The following is an 18,533-nucleotide window of genomic DNA, read 5'->3' on the forward strand; positions in this document are numbered from 1 at the left end:
TGGAGCACTCTATATTATGGTTTACAGCCTCTTGTTTAATTCATCTTGGAGCTGCCTGTTTAGCTTTTGTTCCCTTTCCATAGCTTTCTTGCGATGTTGCTCGAATTCGAGGCGTAGTTCTTCCAATGTTTTTTTTGCATCGGCAGTTACTAAATGACTTTGGTTGAAACGATATATATAAAACGTAAGTGCCAGAGCAAGTACACCAATTATACACCATATAAGTAAGTTATAGGTACTCTTCGGTAAGAGGATCCCTAAAAAACTAAAGCTCTCTTTTTGTTCCCTGGTAGTTTTGAGTTCCTGTGCTACCTTGTTCAAGCTATCTTGAAGAGAAGAAACCTCACGATCATGGTTGTCCAAAGTGGCTTTTACATTGGCCAGTTTGGTCTGCATAGCTTTGATTGAATCTGTTATGTTTGTCTCTAATTTTTCTAAGGAGGTTTTTCGAACTACTTTATAGTCCTGATAATTATTTGAAGTGTTGTTAATATAGTCAAACTGACTTGCAATAGATCCTCCGTTCAATCCCTGTTGTGATTTTGCCTGGGAAATTTTTGACGTTTTAACAGGTGAAGTAGGTGCAGTTTGCGCTTGTGCATTAGCTAAAGAAAAGGAAAGAACGAAAATGAAGAAAGAAAATTTTAGTCTTTGCATAAGTAATATAAGTTGTGTTTGACGTATTTAACTCCGGCAAATATAACACAAACCTTATAGAATGCCATGGTTTTCCGGTATTTGGATAAGACGGCAGACCGTGGGAGCAAACGAAAGTGTATAAAAAAGGCTTTAAATGACGATAAAAAAGCCCAGAAGGAAGGAATAGCGTCGATAAGTTTAAGAAAACCACTTTTACCAAAAGAGTAAAATATTAAAAATTAACTGATTACATAATAAGCGAAGAAATAGTTCAAAAATATTTTGCATTGTTGTGGAACAACTCTATATTTGCAGTCCCAAACGGGAAGAATACCTGGATAGGTAGGAAAAGGAGGCTTAGCTCAGCTGGTTCAGAGCATCTGCCTTACAAGCAGAGGGTCACTGGTTCGAATCCAGTAGCCTCCACCATAAGGTTTTTATAGGTTATATGATCTACTTTGTTTAAGTAGATAAAATTTAAGGAGGCTTAGCTCAGCTGGTTCAGAGCATCTGCCTTACAAGCAGAGGGTCACTGGTTCGAATCCAGTAGCCTCCACACTTAAGCATCTATTCAAGGTGCTTTTTTATTTTATATCTATTTTTATTCCCTTTTATTGTTTGATATTAAATGACACTCGATTGATGAGTAAAACTGATACTACTTTCTAACTGACAGCGATTACTGAATCTGTGTCATGACAATAAAAAAGATTGCAGTTTAATTTTGATTTATCACTTGTTTGTCATACTTTTATAAATACCGATTACAAACCTAAAATGTAAATGGGCAATCCGAAAAAGGGTTGCTCATTTTTTTTATTGGCATGGACTTTGTGGTAAGTGTTTTGACTGCTGTCATGCAGTATTAAAGTAGTCTTTTCATAATTTAGGTTTATAATTGGTTAAGTAAAAGCCTTGATGCCCATCATCAAGGCTTTTTATTTCAATTTTAATATATACTCAAAGTTGAGAAGTGATTTCAGTTGATAGCGGCTTGGTGGCGGAACGATAACGATGTATCAAGTGGCCGTTTTCGTCAATTAAGAACTTCTCAAAGTTCCATTTGATGTCGCCTGTAAAATCCGGATTCTCCGCTTTTGTTAAATAATCAAAAATAGGGTTAATATCGTCGCCTTTCACACTGCTTTTTTCTGCGAGTAAAAAAGTCACGCCATAATTTTGTTCACAAAACGACTTTATGTCGTCATTAGAACCAGGCTCCTGTGAGCCGAAATTGTTGGCAGGAAATCCGATCACGACAACCTTGTCTTTGAATCTTTTTGATAATTCCTCCAGTTCTTTATACTGGGGAGTGAAGCCGCATTTAGAGGCGGTGTTAACCAAAAAGATTTTTTTTCCTTTGAAATCTTTTAGATCAATTGTTTTACCGTCGATGGAGGTAAATGAAAACTGATAAATATTTTCAGGTGGGAGAGCCATAAACATGCTCATAATTAAAAGCAGCGTTTTCATGTTTCTATTGATTTAAACTGTTTCTCTTTCGATAACGAAGTTAAACAATTCTTCAATAGGCTGTTTAATTATTTTGCCGATTTGTACGGCGTATTGCTCGCATACGATCCTTAGTTGGTCACTGAAGTAATAAGCGATAGATCCCACAAAATGAAATAAATGATTTTGATAATCAGGGAACAATAAAATGTTTGTTTTTACAAATTCCTCAAAGCCACGGTGCAATAGACCCATAATATATGGGTGCGTTTGATTGCTTTCCATGAAAGGCGCAAAGGAGGCGAGATAGGTGTTTGGAGAATTCCTTTGATAAACGTTTTTGATAACCATTTCTTTATTGATCCGGTAAGTACTTTCAAATTTCCTGGAGAGCTCTTCGGGTAAAGCACCATAGAGAAAAGCTGTTATCAATTTTTTTCCGAACCAAGCGCCGGAACCTTCATCACCTAGTATAAAACCCAGTCCTTGCCTTGTTGGTTGTACCTGTTCACCATCAAAAAAGGTAACATTTGACCCCGTTCCAAGTACTGCGGTATAACCACTATCATTTCCACAGGTAGCATAAGCGGAGCCGATAAGGTCGGTTTCTACTGAAATAAAAGCCTTTTTGAAGATTTGAGAAAGAGCATTTGATACCATTTCCCGACGGTCGGGATTTGTGCAGCCCGATCCAAAAAAATAGACTTCTGAAATAAGATCTGCATAGGGTGCTATATCTGTGATATTCTGCACAATCTTTACGATTTCCTTCTCCGTGGTAAAAAAGGGATTTAATCCTCTTGTTCTGAAAGTTAAAGGTTCGCTGTTTGGAAGTGCAAGCATCCAGTCAGATTTATACGATCCGCTATCTACAACCAATATCATAGTAAAATTTGGTAGGCTTTATGTGTTAACGTTTTAGATACAAATATACTAAAATACTGGAATAACCATTTATAAAGTGTCTAAAGCACATTAATTGAGCGTGAGTGACCCAGCAATCTGTTTTAGACCAATTTCTGCCATTTTTGCTTCATATTGAGCATTGCTGAATCGAACGCTTGCATCAACATAGTTTCTTTGGGCTTCGCGAAACTCTAAGGGTGTAATGCTTCCTAGACGATATTTTTCGAGCGTTATATCCATATTTTGCTTAGCAACCATTTGATTTCCTTGTTCTCGATCAACTAATTCTAGATTAACGAGATAAGTCTGATAGGCAGATGAAAGCTGTGAAAGAAGTGCTTGATTCGTTTTCTCCAGGTTAATGCTCGCATTTTCAATGGCCAATGCTGCATTCCTCTCATTCCTTTTCTGTAAAAACCCATTGAATATATTCATTGATGCTGACACGCCGTAACTAAATCCATTGCCCTGATTTTTCGTCGCAAAGCCTAATTCAGCCGTAGTTCGTGTTCGTGTATACGCGGAATTTATGTCTATTGTGGGATAACGCTGACCTTTTACTTCTTTCAATTCAAGCTGTGCTATCCTTCGATTAATTAAAGCTGCTTGCAAAGCCGGATTATGTTGGAGTGCGAGATTTAATAAGTTATCATATTTAAGATTGTCTTCTATACTGATACTGTCCGTTACGTCAAAAAGCGTATTGACATCGCGAGCTAAGATTTCGTTCAATCTGATTTTTGTGTTGCTGAAAAGCACATTTTGACGCATAAGATTTGTGGTATCGGTATTTAAGTCGACTTTGGAGGCTAAAACCTCTAATTTAGAGGCTCTTCCAATCTGATATCGATTCTCAGCCATTTCTAGGCGATATTTTGAAAGGTCTAGTGCTGTTCGTAAGGCGGTAAGTTGTTGTTTTTGTTGTACCAGGTTAAAATATTCGCTAACGACGTTAAAAACGGTGGATAAAATTGCCTGTTTTAAATTCGCATCACCTAGCTTCTGTAATTCTTTCAATTGATCGTAACGCGCAAACATTTGAAACCCATCAAAAACAGTCCAATCCAGATTTGCACCATAAGCCATGGATGTGTTCCGTGCCCCTTTTAACGATCGGGTTTCACCGCTTAATAGTGTTTGTGTCGTGTTCTGTGTAGCAGCGGATGCAGAAGCATCGCCCGTAACACTTGGCAACATGCCGGCATTGGCCAAATTTGCATTGTTCTTTGCAATAGCAACATCATTGCTAACAAGCCTGATGTCATAGTTTTGTTTAAGGGCAATAGCGACAGCATCTTCCAAATTCAATATCTCTTGTGCAAAGGCAATAAAGGGCAAAATATATATCGGTAAAAAAATATACAATAATTTTTTCATAAACGATTAGCTATTATAGCATTGCCTGAGCGGCTTTTAGTTCCTGTCTTTCTACTTCTTCTGCTTCTTTCAAATCCAAATTCGGTTTATACTCTCTTGACCATAACGAGTAAATGGCAGGGATGACAAATAAGGTTAGGATCAATGAGAAAATCGTTCCGCCTACAATTACAACTCCCATGCCTATTCTGCTTGTTGCAGCTGCACCAAGGGCCAATGCAATGGGAAGAGCTCCCAATGCGATTGCAAAGCTTGTCATCAATATCGGTCGTAACCGAGCCTCGGACGCTTCTAAGATAGCCTCTTTAACGGTCTTGCCTTCTTCTTTAAGTTGATTGGCAAATTCAACTATCAGAATACCATTTTTAGTGACTAAACCGATCAACATAATAGTGCCGATCTGACTGAATACATTCCAACTTTCTCCAACCACCCATAAGGATAACAGTGCACCGGCCACAGCCATAGGAACGGTAAGTATAATGATAAATGGATCGAGAAAACTCTCAAATTGCGCCGCCAATATTAAATATACTAATAATAAAGCGAGCCCGAATGCGAATAAGGTATTCGACCCACTTTCCCTAAAGTCGCGTGATTCACCGCCTAAATCTGTAGAAAAGCTGTCGTCAAGTACTTTGGCTGCAATTCTGTCCATTGCATCAATACCTTCGCCGAGACTTACGCCGGGTGCTAATCCTGCCGATACGGTAGCCGACATAAACCGGTTATTATGATATAATTGAGGTGGGCTAGAACGTTCTTCGATCGTTACAACGTTGTCCAATTGAATCAATTGCCCTGTATTGCTTCGAACAAATATAGCGGCTAAATCCAAAGGAGAACTTCTGTCTACATCGTCAAATTGACCGATTACTTGATATTGTTTGCCATTCATGATAAAATAGGCAAAGCGTTGGCCGCTTAGCGAGAGCTGCAGGGTTTGAGCAACGTCGAGTACCGATACGCCTAAACTTTGGGCTTTGTCGCGATCGATGCTTATATTGAGTTCCGGTTTATTGAACTTAAGGTCAATGTCAACCACAGAAAACGTCGGATCATTGTTCGCTTCGTCCATAAATTCCGGTATTTTTTCACGGAGCTTGTCGAATGTTGGTGCTTGTATAATATATTGTACAGGTAGCCCGCCTCGTCTATTTACCGAGATTGTCGGCGTTTGCGTGACGAAGGTCCGGGCTTCGGTATATTTTCTCGTTTGTTTAGTTAATGCCTCTGCAATTTCTGCCTGTGAACGTACCCGGTCTTCCGGAGCTACTAGGGTCATGCGCATTCTCCCGCTGTTAATTGAAGATGAACCGAATCCCGGTGATGTCATGACCAAATTAACAGATTTTTCAGGAATGGAGTCATTAACGAGCTGTGTAAGTTCGGTCATAAAACGGTCCATGTAATCATAGGAACTTCCTTCTGGAGCTGTTACATTGACGCGAATCAGACTCCGGTCTTCATATGGAGCCGTTTCTTTTTTGATATGTGTCCAAAAGAAGGCAATCAATCCAAAACAGATGAAAAGGATAGGAAAGCTAAGCCATTTATGCTGTAGGAAATGAGTCAATGATTTACCATAACCAGTAGTCATTTTTACAAAATAGGGTTCGGTGAGTTCATAAAACCGAGAGTGCTTGGTGCCGCCCTTCTTCATTAGGTAAGCATTCAGCATTGGCGTTAATGTCAGCGAGACAAAGGCAGAAATGAGTACCGCCGACGCAATAACGACACCAAATTCACGAAAAAGCCGTCCTACAAATCCTTCCAGAAACATAACGGGTAAGAAAACCGCTGCTAAGGTTATCGAAATGGAGATGACAGCAAAGAAAATTTCATTTGATCCTTTGATGGCAGCCTGCATCGGTGACATACCTTCTTCCACCTTTTTGTAAATATTTTCGGTTACAACGATTCCGTCGTCCACAACAAGTCCGGTTGCCAATACAATGGCGAGAAGTGTTAATACATTAATGGAAAAACCAAAAAGGTACATAATAAAGAAGGTGGCAATTAAAGATACAGGGATATCGATTAACGGCCTGAAGGCGATCCCCCAGTTTCGGAAGAACAAAAATATGATCAATATAACCAATACCAGGGCTATAGCAATCGTTTCGGCCACTTCCGTAACGGATTTTTTGATGAACAGCGTGTTGTCCAATGCGACGTCTAGTATAATATCGGTAGGAATTTCGTTCTTTATTTGTTCAATTCTTTTGTAGAATGCTTCTGCAATTTCGATATAATTAGTTCCGGGTTGAGGAATCACAGCTAGCCCCACCATTGGAATACCTGATTCCGTCATCTTCGTTTCAATATTTTCAGGTCCCAATACGGCACGTCCAACATCGCTAAAACGTATAATCCGATTACCATCGGTTTTAATGATCAATCTATTAAAATCTTCTTCGGTTACAAGGTTTCCCGCTGTTTTAACAGTAAGCTCTGTATTGGCTCCCGTAATCTTTCCGGATGGCAATTCGACGTTTTGTAGCGTCAATGCGTTTCGGACATCTAGGGGAGTTAAACCGTAAGCGGCTAAACGCATTGGCTCAATCCATAGACGCATAGCGTAACGTTGTTGTCCCCAAATTTGAACGGTACTCACGCCGGGAAGGGTTTGTAATCGTTGTGCAATGACATTTTCTGCGATGTCATTTAGGTCTAATGGATCGCGCGTGTCACTTCTTACAGTCAAAGTAAGTATGGGTTCCGAATCAGCATCTGCCTTTGAAACAACCGGAGGTGCGTCTATATCTTGTGGCAGGCTTCTGAGTGCTTGTGAGACTTTGTCTCTTACGTCGTTTGCTGCTTCTTCTAAATTTTTACCAAGAACAAATTCTATGTTAATATTACTTGAACCTTGATTGCTGGACGATGAAATATTGCGAATACCATCTATTTGATTGATCGACTTTTCCAGGGGTTCCGTAATTTGTGATTCGATGATGTCGGGGTTTGCCCCGGCATAATTGGTACGGACCGAAACGATAGGGGGGTCGATAGAGGGGAATTCTCGTATACCTAAAAAGGTGTAACCAATAATCCCAAAAAGAATCAAGATTAGGTTCATGACGATCGTCAGAACTGGACGTTTTATACTGGTGGTTGAAAGACTCATGGCTTAATTTTTTAAGTTAACATGCACATTCATCCCGTTTTTTAAGGCCATGACACCCGAAGTGAGCACGGTATCACCGATAGAAATACCCTTGTTCACGAGGATATCTGTGCTTGTTCTGCTATCGCTTTCAATGTCCACCGCGCTCGCCTTGCCTCCCTTGCATACAAAAACTTGTTTGCCTCCTTGTACCGGGATAACGGCTTCCGTGGGGATTAAAACGGCTTCTTTTACCATATTGATGGGTAGTTGCACCCTGGCGAAAGAACCTGGAAATAACTCGCCTGAATCGTTGGCAGCTAAAGCTCTAATTTGTATTGTCCTTGTCTGTGCATCAATTCCAGGTTCGATGGCATATATTTTTGCGCCATACTGTTTTGACGAGCCGCTTATCGTAAAGTTTAAAGGCAGCCCTTCTTTTATTTGTGCTGTATATTTTTCAGGAACCGAAAATAAAATTTTTACCGGGTTGGTACTCATTAAATTTGCGACAATCGTAGTGGGTGTCAAATATTCTCCTGCCGATACCGAGCGAAGACCTATTTTTCCACTGAAAGGTGCCCTTACCTTTGTTTTCGCTATCTGCGCTTTTATTAATTGTGTTTGCGCCTGAGCTGATTGTAAATCTGCGAGTGCCACATCCTTTTCTTGCGTGCTGATCGCCTCCTTTTCTAACAAGAGGGAGGCTCGGCGAGCGTTCTCTTCCGCAAGTTTTTCTTCGGTTTGACGTTGCAATAATTGAGCTTGTAATTCTGTGTCGTCAATGTTAAACAGAATTTGTCCTTTTGTTACAAAAGATCCTTCATGGAAGTAAAGATTTCGTATAATACCTGAAACCTCGCTCCGAATTTGAACTTGCTCGTTTGGTTCAACGCTACCCGATACCGTTAAAATATTCTCAAAATCTTTCGGTGATACCACAATCCCATTTACTTCAATGGGAGCACCTTTTGGACTTTCACTAGGTGGGGCAATTTTACCTCCTTTTTCACTGGAAAACTTGTAGGCAACGAAAGCGATAATACCTACAATAATGATTAAGTAAATGTACTTTCTCTTCATTCAGAAAAAATTGACTGCGTTTTAGTTCTCTTTTATATTAGATGTTAGCTCACAAAAGTTGATCTGACGGATTCTGCCAAGCGTTACAAGGCATAAAGTTAATTATTATTTGCCATACAGTTTTGCAACATTATTGATGTTAAAATCGCCCTCCCAATGGAAGAGGACAAATAGGTGCAGTGATGCTGCTGTAAATTGCTACCTTTGCAGTTTAATTCTTTCACGCATGAACAATATATTTATTAAACTTTTTAGCTTTTTAACTATCATGATAACAACCTTATCTGCCGAAGCGCTGGCACTTAACCCTATTCGTTTTGAAGTGTCTTTTAAAGAGCCTCAGGCCCATTACGCGGAAATTACCATGGAAATTGATCGCGTTAAAGAAGATTACGTGGACGTAAAAATGCCTGTTTGGGCACCGGGCTCTTATTTAGTGAGAGAATTTTCGAAGAATGTAGAAGGGTTCCATGCCAAAGATGCCAATGGGAGGCCGCTGACCAGTCGAAAAGTAAGCAAGAATACCTGGAGGGTTTCAAGCAAAGGCGCCGGAAAGATTATGGTGAGTTATCGTGTTTATGCGTTTGAAGTATCGGTGCGCACTAGTTTTATTGATGCTTCGCATGCTTTTTTATCGCCGACGGGTATCTTTATGTATGTAGATAATCAAATAAATCGGCCTGCAGAGGTGAAAATCATACCTCACAAATCGTGGAACAAGATTTCAACAGGATTGATGGAAAAAGAAGGCGAAGTCAATACATATTTCGCAGCTGATTTTGATATTTTATTTGATGCACCGATAGAAGTAGGAAACCAAGATGTGTTCGAGTTTACTGCGGCCGGAATTCCGCATGAGGTTGCAATGGTTAGCGGCGGTAATTACGACAAGGTGAGGTTGGCTAAAGATATGGCTAAGATCGTGGAATCTGCTACCGCCATTTTTGGGGAGAACCCGAATAAAAAATATGTATTTATTGTTCATAACTACCATTCAGGAGGTGGTGGATTGGAGCACCTTAATTCTACTGTACTCGGTGCAAGTCGGTTTAACTATAACAGTGAAAGCGGATATAAATCTTTTCTCAGTTTAGTTGCACACGAATATTTCCACTTATGGAACATTAAAAGATTACGCCCGGAAGCTTTGGGGCCGTTTAACTATGATCAGGAGAATTATACTACTAACCTTTGGATAGGAGAAGGTTTTACCGCTTATTATGATAATTTATTAGTGCGACGCGCTGGTTTTCATACAGAAGACAGTTATTTACAGATGTTGGCGACAGACGTAACAGCCGTCGAAAACCGACCAGGCAACCAGGTTCAACCGTTAAGTGAATCAAGCTTTGATGCTTGGATCAAATATTATCGCCAGGATGAGAATTCATTGAACAGTATCGTCTCCTACTATAATAAAGGAGCTTTGATTGCGATGATGATGGACCTGAAAATATTGCATTCTACCAAAGGGCAAAAAGGTCTGGATGACGTCATGCGAGAGGCTTATAACGAATTTTATAAAAAACAGGGCAAAGGCTATTCTGATGCAGCCTTCAAAGACTTAGCTGAAAAAGTAGCAGGAACTTCTTTAGATGATATTTATCATTTGGTTAATACCGCCGGTTCGCCTGACTATAATAAATATTTGCAGTTTGTCGGATTGGAGCTTGTCGACTTAAACGCCGGCTACGAAACGCCGGATCTAGGCATTAAGACTTCAACAACAGATAATAAATTGTTGGTTCAGAATGTAATACGTGGTGGAGGAGCATGGGACGGAGGCATTAACGTGAAGGATGAGCTAATTGCAATTAACGGCTATCGCATAGACGCAACCGGAAAAGAGTTAGAACGAGTAGTTCAAGCCAGTAGAATCGGGGACGTTGTAAAAATGCTTGTTTCCCGTGATGGCATTATTCAAGAATTAGCTGTAAAAGTGCAGGCAAGTAAAACAGGAAAATATGCATTCATGCCAGCTGAAAATGTGACTGCTGAACAACAGCAACTAAGAGAGAAGTGGTTGGCTGAGCAATAAATAGTTGTTTAAGAGAGGGAAGGACGATTGCTTCCCTCTTTTTCGATTGTTTAAAAAGCGAAGCGAATGGAAAGGCCGAAACCGGCAAAGTCTAAACCGGTATTGTCGGGAGCAAAACGCATTTCCGGTTTCCAATCCAAAGAAAGGTTAATCGGCGCGCCATCAATTTTATAATCTAAACCTAGGACGCCGTCAATACTGAAAGCAGCGCCGCTATTATCTGTCTCTTTATTTTTATAAGTTCCGATACCAGCACCGGCACCATAATACCACCGTAGACCGGGAGCACCTTCAAAGTCATTATGGATTTCGTATAAACCTACCAGCTTGAAGGTGGATGATTTACTATTGGAGCGGAAGTTCAGAATCACATCCAATGCATTTTGGCCTTGTAGAAAAGTTTTAAAAGTCACTCCATTGGCGACACCAAAGCGACCTCCGATTGCACTTTTATATTCGTAACCGTCTGTGGCTTGCGCTTGTGATTTAACGGATATGAACAAAAGAGAAACCACACCCCATGCAATAAAAAGCAATTTTTTCATAGAATTAATCTTAAATAAATGTTAACAGTAAGTCGTCAGTTTTAAGCGCCAAAGTTACGCTAACTTGTTACAAAAACAATTTTTGATTGATTTTATTGTTCAAGAGACAAAATGTAAATGTCTTTTTATTATGTATACATAGCATATATTTGCCGTTTTACTTGTTCTGCTTCAATTTTTTCTTAGCTTAAAATGATACAGAGCCGATAAATTTTGCTATCTTTAATGGACGCTGAATAAACCGATTCATAAATTAATACGTAAACTTATGGCACTTTCGCGCGTTTTTGATTTGTTATCTAATTATAAGTCTTCCTTTGGACAAAAAACGGTTGTAGCGGGGAAGGAGGGAGGAAAATGGATGTGTTATGAAACCGATCATTTTCTTCAGATTGTTGATAACCTTAGTAAAGGCTTGCTCAATTTAGGCATAAAAAAAGGAGATAAGCTTGCCATTATGTCAGCTAACCGACCGGAATGGAACTTTACCGACTTTGCGATCAACCAAATAGGTGCTGCGGTAGTTCCGTTGTACCCAACCTTATCGGATCACGACCTAAATTATATTACCGAAAACGCAGAAGTGAAAATGGCCTTTGTAGGCACCTCGGATTTAGCTAAAAAATTGAAGACTGCACTTACCTTACACAATCTGGATATTCCATTATATACTTTTGATAAAGTAGAGGGGGAGAAATATTGGAAGGAAATTGAAGAGATTGGGGCATCGCTCACCACCGTTGATCTCGACGTTTACCGAAATGATATTCATGAAGATGATTTATTGACGCTCATTTATACCTCGGGAACTACCGGTAGTCCTAAAGGCGTGTTTTTATCACACAAAAATTTGGTAAGTAATTTCACCGATTGTGCCCATTTGCTTCCGGAGAATTATAAGACAGCCATTAGCTTTTTGCCTCTATGCCATATCTTTGAGAGGATGGTCGTTTACCTATACTTTTATAAAGGGATAAGTGTTTATTATGCGGAAAATATGGATACCATTGTTGCCGACATCAATGACGTGAAGCCGAATGGCTTTACAACAGTGCCCCGGGTATTGGAAAAGGTTTACGACAAGATTGTGGATAAAGGAAAGGCACTTACCGGGATTAAACATGCGCTGTTCTTCTGGGCTTTAGACTTGGGCTTGAAATTTAAAGAACCCCGTAAGAATTCGTTTTTCTACAAGATTAAGTTGGCAATAGCTAGAAAGCTTATCTTCAAAAAGTGGCAGATGGCTCTTGGAGGTAATATTGTGGGCATTATCAGTGGAGGTGCTGCTTTACAAGAGCGTTTGGCACGAGTATTTTGGGCCGCAGGTATCCCGGTGTTGGAAGGTTACGGTTTAACGGAAACTTCACCGGTTATAGCAGTAAATAATTTTGAGAGAAATGGATTGGGGTTTGGAACTGTAGGTCCTTTGTTAAAATCAGTGAAGGTAAAAATAGCTAGTGATGGAGAGATTCTGTGTAAAGGGCCAAATGTGACGAAGGGCTATTATAAAAATGATGAGGCTACACGAGAGGCTTTCGATGAAGATGGGTACTTTAAAACCGGCGACATTGGTGAGTTGACAACAGAGGGCTTTTTGCGAATAACAGATCGTAAAAAGGAAATGTTTAAAACGGCAGGTGGTAAGTATGTCGCTCCTCAGATAATAGAGAATAAATTTATGGAATCGACATTGATTGCACAAATTATGGTGATTGGAGAAGGAAAACGTTTTCCTGCCGCGCTCATCGTTCCTGCGTTTGAGGAATTAAAAAAGTGGGCAGGCAAAAATGGAATTTCCGGAAGTACGAAGGAAGATCTGATAAAAGATCCCAAGGTTATAGAAAAATATCAACATGTCCTTGATAAAACTAATGAAAGTTTTGGGCATTGGGAACAGGTTAAGAAATTTGTTCTGCTACCAAATGAATGGACGATTGATGGTGGTGAGCTGACACCGAAATTAAGCCTGAAACGAAAAGTGATATTAGAGCGAACCAAAGAACTGATTGATCATATTTATAGCGATGAACATGATCAGAAACCAAGGGAACAACATCCATAGCAGCTAAATAGAGGAAATTATAATCCTCTATTTAATCTTTTTAATCGCTCTGTTTGCCCGTGAAGTCGCTATAGCGATCTTGTACTGATACCACCTGTCCTTGAAGATTTTCCGCATCGTATTGTCGAAATGACGTGTGATCACCAGGTTTCTGAAACCGCGCCACTTGTCCATTCTTTTTGAAGGCAATGCCCGAACACTGATGGAATAGCCTTCTGTCACATACTGTATGTAGTGCCAATAGCCGGAAGGCATCAACAAGGTTTCACCAGGATGGATTTCCGCTTCATAGCCGTTTAAGTATTTAAGCGCTGGGTATTTAGCGTAGTCGGGATTTTTTAAGTTGGCAATACTATGAAAATTATAAGGAAGTTTGTACATCAAATCCGACTGGTCCAAAGGAAAAAGCCAGATTCGCTTGATACCTTTGTATTGTGTAATGAACACATGTGACATATCGATATCAAAATGATTCCGTGTGCTCGAGCCTTCTCCGCCGAAAAATAAAAAGGGAAGCCATTTAAGAACCTTGCCACCCGTTAAATCATTGTATATTATATCATTATTTAGTTCAGGTTTTAGTTTTATCAAATTAAACAAAAATATACGCAGGTCCGTTGGTTCACGTTCGATCAAATCCAGATATTCGGAGAATTTCATCTTCGTCACCGGAGCACTTTTCGCCCGATCGTTTGAAGTGTCCTCTTTGCCATATAGTTCAATAACATGATCGCCTGCAATCTCCTTGAAGTAGTCGTAGTTCCATTTACTGAATGCAGGACTATCTTTACTGACGAAATCTTCCAAGATAACCGGAACCCCTTTGTTAAAATATTGGTCAAGGAACTCTTTTGAGCTCAACCCTGATCGCCTATCTGTCTTCTTTAGTTGCACTTCTTATAGGTTATGACACGTGTAACTGCAAACTTATAAATTCTTTTGCATATGTAGTATGCTTTTTATTTAGATAAATTATATACAAGAGAAATGCCAAAATCGCTCTTAAGAGACGATATGATCTTAGAATTGAATGATAAAGACAGTGTGGAAGCCAAATTGCTTCGAAAATCCTCAATTAACTGAAAACTTTATAAAGTTCTTGTTTCTTATGGAATTATAGATTAGATTTGCTATGCAAGCATAATAAAAAATGAGCCAAGAGAATACCATTGATTATTACTTAAAGATTACCTGGCAGTCAATTGCTAGTAAATACAATCAATTAGCATCGAAACACGGCATTACACAGGCAACAGGATATGTTTTGATCAATATCAGAAAAGACGGGACACCCGTTACGCAAATAGCCGGATTATTAGGTGTTAAATCAACAAGTTTATCGCGTATGTTAAGCGGAATGGAACAACAAGGGCTAATTTATAGAAGAGCCGACGCACAGGATAAGCGTTCGGTACGTGTTTTTTTAACGGAGGAAGGACAGAAAAGGCGAGAGATTGCAAAAAATATTGTAAGGGAATTTAATAGTTACCTGGACAGCTTAATTAAAGATAGTGAGCGACAAAAACTTATAGATACATTGAAACGATTAAATGAATTGGCTGTTAAATATGTTCCGAAAGAAGGGTAAGCTGAATAAAAAGCTTGAAAAAAGCTATTGTCACTATGTTTTATCAAAAGCCTCTTAGTTATGATCAATAAAAGTATAAAGAAGGTAGCCGTATTGGGTTCAGGGGTAATGGGGTCTCGTATTGCCTGTCATTTCGCCAATATAGGTGTTTCTGTTTTATTATTGGATATCGCTCCGACGGAGCTTTCCCCTGACGAACAGGCCAAAGGTCTAACTTTGGAAAGCCGACAGGTTAGAAACCGTATCGTTAGTCAATCATTAGAAACCGCATTAAAGACAAACCCATCGCCTATATATAGCAAGCAATATGTTCAGCGTATCACAACAGGTAACTTTACAGATAATATGGCTGATATAGCGCATGTCGATTGGATTATAGAGGTGGTTGTAGAGCGTTTGGATATTAAGCGACAGATTTTCACGCAGATAGAACAATATCGAAAACCAGGGACGCTTGTTAGTAGTAATACCTCTGGTATTCCTATGCATCTAATGATTGAGGGACGAAGTGAAGATTTCAAAAAACACTTTTGTGGTACTCATTTCTTTAACCCACCTCGTTATCTGAGGTTGTTGGAAATCATCCCATCACGCGAAACGGAACCTGCGATTATCGAGTTTTTAATGCATTATGGAGATAAATTTCTAGGCAAAACAACTGTGTTGTGCAAAGACACTCCCGCATTTATTGGAAATAGGATTGGTGTATACTCAATGTTGGCCGTCACACATTTGGTTAAGAAGCTAGATCTCACCCTAGAAGAAGTAGATAAATATACAGGTCCTGCTATGGGACACCCCAAATCTGCCACTTTTAGGACCTCGGATGTTGTCGGGTTGGATACGATGGTGAATGTTGCAAAAGGCCTATACGAAAATGTTCCTGAAGATGAAGCGCGGGATATTTTCGTTTTGCCGAGCTATATTGACAACATGGCTGAAAGAAAGTGGCTGGGTGAAAAAACTAAACAAGGCTTTTATAAGAAAGTAAAAGATGAGAAGGGAAATAGTGAAATCCTGGTGCTTGACTTGGGCACCATGTCTTATCGAAAGCAGGAAAAGATAAAATCGGTAACATTAGAGGAAACCAAAAAGATTGATGACCTGGCGAAACGAATGAAAGTTTATGAACAGGGAAATGATAAAGCAGCGGAATTATTTCGCGCCATGCATTATCCACTGTTTGAATATGTATCTAAACGTATTCCGGAGATAAGTGAAGAGTTTTATCGAATTGACGATGCGATGCGCGCGGGCTTTGGTTGGGAATTAGGACCCTTTCAAGTATGGGATGCGCTAGGTGTTGAGGAAACATTAGAAAAAATAAAGCAAGAAGAAAAGCGGATTCCAGGGCAAACGGGCGAAGTCGCATCGTGGGTATTGGAAATGTTGCAATCCGGGCATAAAAGCTTTTATAAGGTCGAAAACGGGAAAAGATTATTTTATGATATTCAGAGCAAAGACTATAAAGAAATCCCTGGTATAGCTGATTTTATCAACTTAGACGATCTCCGAAAAACGAAGACCTTATGGAAAAATAGTGGCGTATCAATCATCGACCTAGGTGACGGGATACTTAATGCAGAGATCCATACGAAGATGAATACGATCGGTGGAGATGTGATTCAAGGCATTAACAAAGCAATTGATATGGCCGAAAAAGAATATAAGGGCTTGGTTATCGGGAACGACGGAGCCAACTTCTCTGCCGGAGCCAATATCGGGATGATTTTTATGATGGCCGTAGAGCAGGATTACGATGAGTTAAATATGGCCGTTAAGTTATTTCAGAATACGGCCATGCGCTTGCGTTACTCGAATATACCCGTCGTAGTTGCTCCATTTAATCTGACCTTGGGAGGAGGGTGTGAATTTGCTATGCATGCTGATTTCGTGCAGCTCCATGCGGAAACTTATATGGGACTCGTTGAATTTGGGGTTGGGGTGATACCGGGTGGTGGTGGCTCGAAAGAATTTGCCTTAAGGGCTTCAGATGAGTATAAAGCAGATCAAATTAGTCAAAATGTGCTAAAGGAACGTTTTTTAACCATCGGCCAAGCAAAAGTAAGTACTTCCGGAATAGAGGCATACGAACTAGGTTATCTCCAACAAGGTAAATTTGCCATTACGATGAATCGTAGCCGATTGCTTGCGGATGCAAAGGCAAAGGCTTTAGGTCTGGCTGAAGCCGGCTATACTGCGCCTATTCCGAGAAACAATATTAAAGTATTGGGAAAGCAGGGATTAGGCATCGTGTACGTTGGAGCAAACTCAATGAAATCAGGAAATTATATTAGCGAACATGATCAGAAAATATCAGAGAAGCTTGGCTGGGTATTGTGTGGGGGAGACCTCTCGGCACCTACGGAAGTTTCCGAGCAATACTTGTTGGATCTTGAAAGAAAGGCCTTTTTGGAGCTGACAGCGGAAAGGAAAACACTGGAACGAATACAGCACATGTTAACTAAAGGTAAAGCACTCAGAAACTAAGTTATCTTAAAATAGTGAAGATATGGAAGCATATATAATAGCGGGTTACAGAACGGCTGTAGGAAAGGCTCCAAAAGGCGCTTTCCGATTTACACGTGCTGATGATTTGGCTGCGGCGGTCATAAGACACCTGGTCAATTCTGTTCCTAACCTTAATAAAGAAGAAATAGATGATGTCATTGTTGGAAACGCTACGCCTGAAGCAGAGCAAGGGTTAAATATGGCAAGGCTCATTTCTTTGATGGCACTCGATACTGATAAGGTTCCCGGCGTTACGGTCAATAGATATTGTGCATCAGGTTTGGAGACAATAGCAACTGCTGTGGCTAAAATAAAAGCAGGAATGGCAGATGTAATTGTTGCCGGCGGTGTTGAAGTGATGTCGGGTATGCCTATGGGGGGGTGGAAAGTGGTTCCAAATTCAGATGTAGCAAAGACACACCCCGACTGGTATTGGAATATGGGCTTGACGGCCGAAGCGGTCGCTAAAGAATATAAGGTGAACAGGGAAGATATGGATTCGTTTTCTTATCATTCGCATCAAAAGGCAATTTCAGCGATTACAAAGGGTTTGTTTAAAGAGGAAATTATGCCTTTTACGGTAATGGAAAACTTTGTTCGCGATAATAAGATCGGTACGAGAGAATATATAGTGGATACAGATGAAGGACCCCGGGCTGATACAAGCCTTGAAGCGCTGGCTAAACTGAAGCCTGTTTTTGCGGCGGACGGACTTGTAACAGCTGGTAACTCGAGCCAGACGTCAGATGGTGCAGCGTTTGTATTGGTTGTATCAGAGAGAAAGCTAAAGCAATTAAATTGCCAACCGATTGCCAGATTAGTTAGTTATGCCGTAGCCGGTGTTCCACCACGTATTATGGGAATAGGTCCCATATTTGCTATACCAAAAGCGCTGAAACAAGCGGGACTAAATTTGGATGATCTTAGTCTTATTGAATTAAATGAGGCCTTTGCTTCCCAATCGCTGGCCGTTATTCGCGAGTTAAATTTAAATCCTGATTTAGTTAATGTAAATGGCGGAGCTGTTGCTTTGGGACACCCATTAGGTTGTACAGGAGCTAAATTAAGCGTACAAATTTTTAACGAACTAAAAAGAAGGAGGCAAAAATACGGAATGGTGACGATGTGTGTCGGAACAGGGCAAGGGGCTGCAGGAATCTTCGAAATGCTTTAGTGTTTATGCTTTATGTTGTGGAACTTAAGACCATTGCCTAACAATTACT

Annotated in this window: 13 protein-coding genes and 2 tRNA genes; 7 read left to right on the forward strand and 8 right to left on the reverse strand. The window is 40.1% G+C overall.

From position 1 onward, the window contains the following. Nucleotides 1-21: 21 nt before the first annotated feature. Entirely contained in the window at nt 22-657 is a 636-nt protein-coding gene (locus tag E0E36_RS25735; RefSeq protein ID WP_013663363.1) for a hypothetical protein, read from the reverse strand. Nucleotides 658-990: 333 nt separating this feature from the next. Between E0E36_RS25735 and E0E36_RS25740 the strand changes: the two genes are divergently transcribed. Beyond that, nucleotides 991-1,068: transfer RNA gene (locus tag E0E36_RS25740), tRNA-Val, on the forward strand. Nucleotides 1,069-1,120: 52 nt separating this feature from the next. After that, a tRNA-Val gene (locus tag E0E36_RS25745) sits at nt 1,121-1,195 on the forward strand. A gap of 404 nt (nt 1,196-1,599) precedes the next feature. Here the strand turns inward: E0E36_RS25745 and E0E36_RS25750 are convergent. The 5 genes from E0E36_RS25750 to E0E36_RS25770 all read right to left on the reverse strand — a co-directional run bounded on the left by E0E36_RS25750 (nt 1,600) and on the right by E0E36_RS25770 (nt 8,566). Continuing rightward, nucleotides 1,600-2,112, reverse strand: a complete 513-nt coding sequence (locus tag E0E36_RS25750) for a glutathione peroxidase (RefSeq protein ID WP_130858340.1) — start codon at nt 2,110-2,112, stop codon at nt 1,600-1,602. 12 nt (nt 2,113-2,124) lie between these two features. After that, nucleotides 2,125-2,976: an N-acetylglucosamine kinase gene (locus E0E36_RS25755; protein WP_013663359.1), complete on the reverse strand. Its 852-nt coding sequence runs from the start codon at nt 2,974-2,976 to the stop codon at nt 2,125-2,127. Between the two features lie 90 nt (nt 2,977-3,066). Further along, nucleotides 3,067-4,374: a TolC family protein gene (locus tag E0E36_RS25760; RefSeq protein WP_013663358.1), complete on the reverse strand. Its 1,308-nt coding sequence runs from the start codon at nt 4,372-4,374 to the stop codon at nt 3,067-3,069. A gap of 13 nt (nt 4,375-4,387) precedes the next feature. Then, nucleotides 4,388-7,504, reverse strand: coding sequence for an efflux RND transporter permease subunit (locus E0E36_RS25765; protein WP_013663357.1), 3,117 nt, complete (start codon nt 7,502-7,504; stop codon nt 4,388-4,390). 3 nt (nt 7,505-7,507) lie between these two features. Beyond that, the gene (locus tag E0E36_RS25770; protein ID WP_130858341.1) at nt 7,508-8,566 is read right to left on the reverse strand and encodes an efflux RND transporter periplasmic adaptor subunit; all 1,059 of its coding nucleotides are present in this window, start codon (nt 8,564-8,566) and stop codon (nt 7,508-7,510) included. Nucleotides 8,567-8,834: 268 nt separating this feature from the next. Between E0E36_RS25770 and E0E36_RS25775 the strand changes: the two genes are divergently transcribed. Further along, a complete protein-coding gene (locus tag E0E36_RS25775; protein ID WP_242627400.1) occupies nt 8,835-10,604 on the forward strand; it encodes a M61 family metallopeptidase in 1,770 nt (589 codons plus the stop codon). 50 nt (nt 10,605-10,654) lie between these two features. Here the strand turns inward: E0E36_RS25775 and E0E36_RS25780 are convergent, their stop codons facing one another. After that, the gene (locus E0E36_RS25780) at nt 10,655-11,149 is read right to left on the reverse strand and encodes a hypothetical protein (protein WP_013663354.1); all 495 of its coding nucleotides are present in this window, start codon (nt 11,147-11,149) and stop codon (nt 10,655-10,657) included. Nucleotides 11,150-11,417: 268 nt separating this feature from the next. On the opposite strand from E0E36_RS25780, the gene E0E36_RS25785 reads away from it, so the two are divergent. After that, entirely contained in the window at nt 11,418-13,211 is a 1,794-nt protein-coding gene (locus tag E0E36_RS25785) for an AMP-dependent synthetase/ligase (RefSeq protein ID WP_130858343.1), read from the forward strand. A gap of 27 nt (nt 13,212-13,238) precedes the next feature. On the opposite strand, the gene E0E36_RS25790 is transcribed toward E0E36_RS25785, so the two are convergent. Further along, nucleotides 13,239-14,105, reverse strand: coding sequence for a cupin-like domain-containing protein (locus tag E0E36_RS25790; protein ID WP_013663352.1), 867 nt, complete (start codon nt 14,103-14,105; stop codon nt 13,239-13,241). Between the two features lie 256 nt (nt 14,106-14,361). On the opposite strand from E0E36_RS25790, the gene E0E36_RS25795 reads away from it, so the two are divergent. From E0E36_RS25795 to E0E36_RS25805, 3 genes are read left to right on the forward strand one after another with little or no spacing between them, the layout of a single operon-like run. After that, nucleotides 14,362-14,799 (forward strand): MarR family winged helix-turn-helix transcriptional regulator, encoded by a 438-nt coding sequence (locus E0E36_RS25795; RefSeq protein WP_013663350.1) that lies wholly within the window; start codon nt 14,362-14,364, stop codon nt 14,797-14,799. A 60-nt stretch (nt 14,800-14,859) separates the two neighbouring features. Continuing rightward, nucleotides 14,860-17,289, forward strand: coding sequence for a 3-hydroxyacyl-CoA dehydrogenase/enoyl-CoA hydratase family protein (locus tag E0E36_RS25800; RefSeq protein ID WP_130858344.1), 2,430 nt, complete (start codon nt 14,860-14,862; stop codon nt 17,287-17,289). Nucleotides 17,290-17,311: 22 nt separating this feature from the next. Beyond that, entirely contained in the window at nt 17,312-18,484 is a 1,173-nt protein-coding gene (locus E0E36_RS25805; protein ID WP_130858345.1) for an acetyl-CoA C-acyltransferase, read from the forward strand. The last annotated feature ends 49 nt before the right edge of the window (nt 18,485-18,533 follow it).

This window comes from Olivibacter jilunii (genome assembly GCF_900607235.1).
GTDB classification, from domain to species: Bacteria; Bacteroidota; Bacteroidia; order Sphingobacteriales; family Sphingobacteriaceae; genus Olivibacter; species Olivibacter oleidegradans.

What these genes read in the sequence shown, in the direction of transcription:
- E0E36_RS25735 (WP_013663363.1), bottom strand. Translation starts at nt 657, where the DNA reads ATGCAAAGACTAAAATTTTCTTTCTTCATTTTCGTTCTTTCCTTTTCT.
- E0E36_RS25750 (WP_130858340.1), bottom strand. Translation starts at nt 2,112, where the DNA reads ATGAAAACGCTGCTTTTAATTATGAGCATGTTTATGGCTCTCCCACCT.
- E0E36_RS25755 (WP_013663359.1), bottom strand. Translation starts at nt 2,976, where the DNA reads ATGATATTGGTTGTAGATAGCGGATCGTATAAATCTGACTGGATGCTT.
- E0E36_RS25760 (WP_013663358.1), bottom strand. Translation starts at nt 4,374, where the DNA reads ATGAAAAAATTATTGTATATTTTTTTACCGATATATATTTTGCCCTTT.
- E0E36_RS25765 (WP_013663357.1), bottom strand. Translation starts at nt 7,504, where the DNA reads ATGAGTCTTTCAACCACCAGTATAAAACGTCCAGTTCTGACGATCGTC.
- E0E36_RS25770 (WP_130858341.1), bottom strand. Translation starts at nt 8,566, where the DNA reads ATGAAGAGAAAGTACATTTACTTAATCATTATTGTAGGTATTATCGCT.
- E0E36_RS25775 (WP_242627400.1), top strand. Translation starts at nt 8,835, where the DNA reads ATGATAACAACCTTATCTGCCGAAGCGCTGGCACTTAACCCTATTCGT.
- E0E36_RS25780 (WP_013663354.1), bottom strand. Translation starts at nt 11,149, where the DNA reads ATGAAAAAATTGCTTTTTATTGCATGGGGTGTGGTTTCTCTTTTGTTC.
- E0E36_RS25785 (WP_130858343.1), top strand. Translation starts at nt 11,418, where the DNA reads ATGGCACTTTCGCGCGTTTTTGATTTGTTATCTAATTATAAGTCTTCC.
- E0E36_RS25795 (WP_013663350.1), top strand. Translation starts at nt 14,362, where the DNA reads ATGAGCCAAGAGAATACCATTGATTATTACTTAAAGATTACCTGGCAG.
- E0E36_RS25800 (WP_130858344.1), top strand. Translation starts at nt 14,860, where the DNA reads ATGATCAATAAAAGTATAAAGAAGGTAGCCGTATTGGGTTCAGGGGTA.
- E0E36_RS25805 (WP_130858345.1), top strand. Translation starts at nt 17,312, where the DNA reads ATGGAAGCATATATAATAGCGGGTTACAGAACGGCTGTAGGAAAGGCT.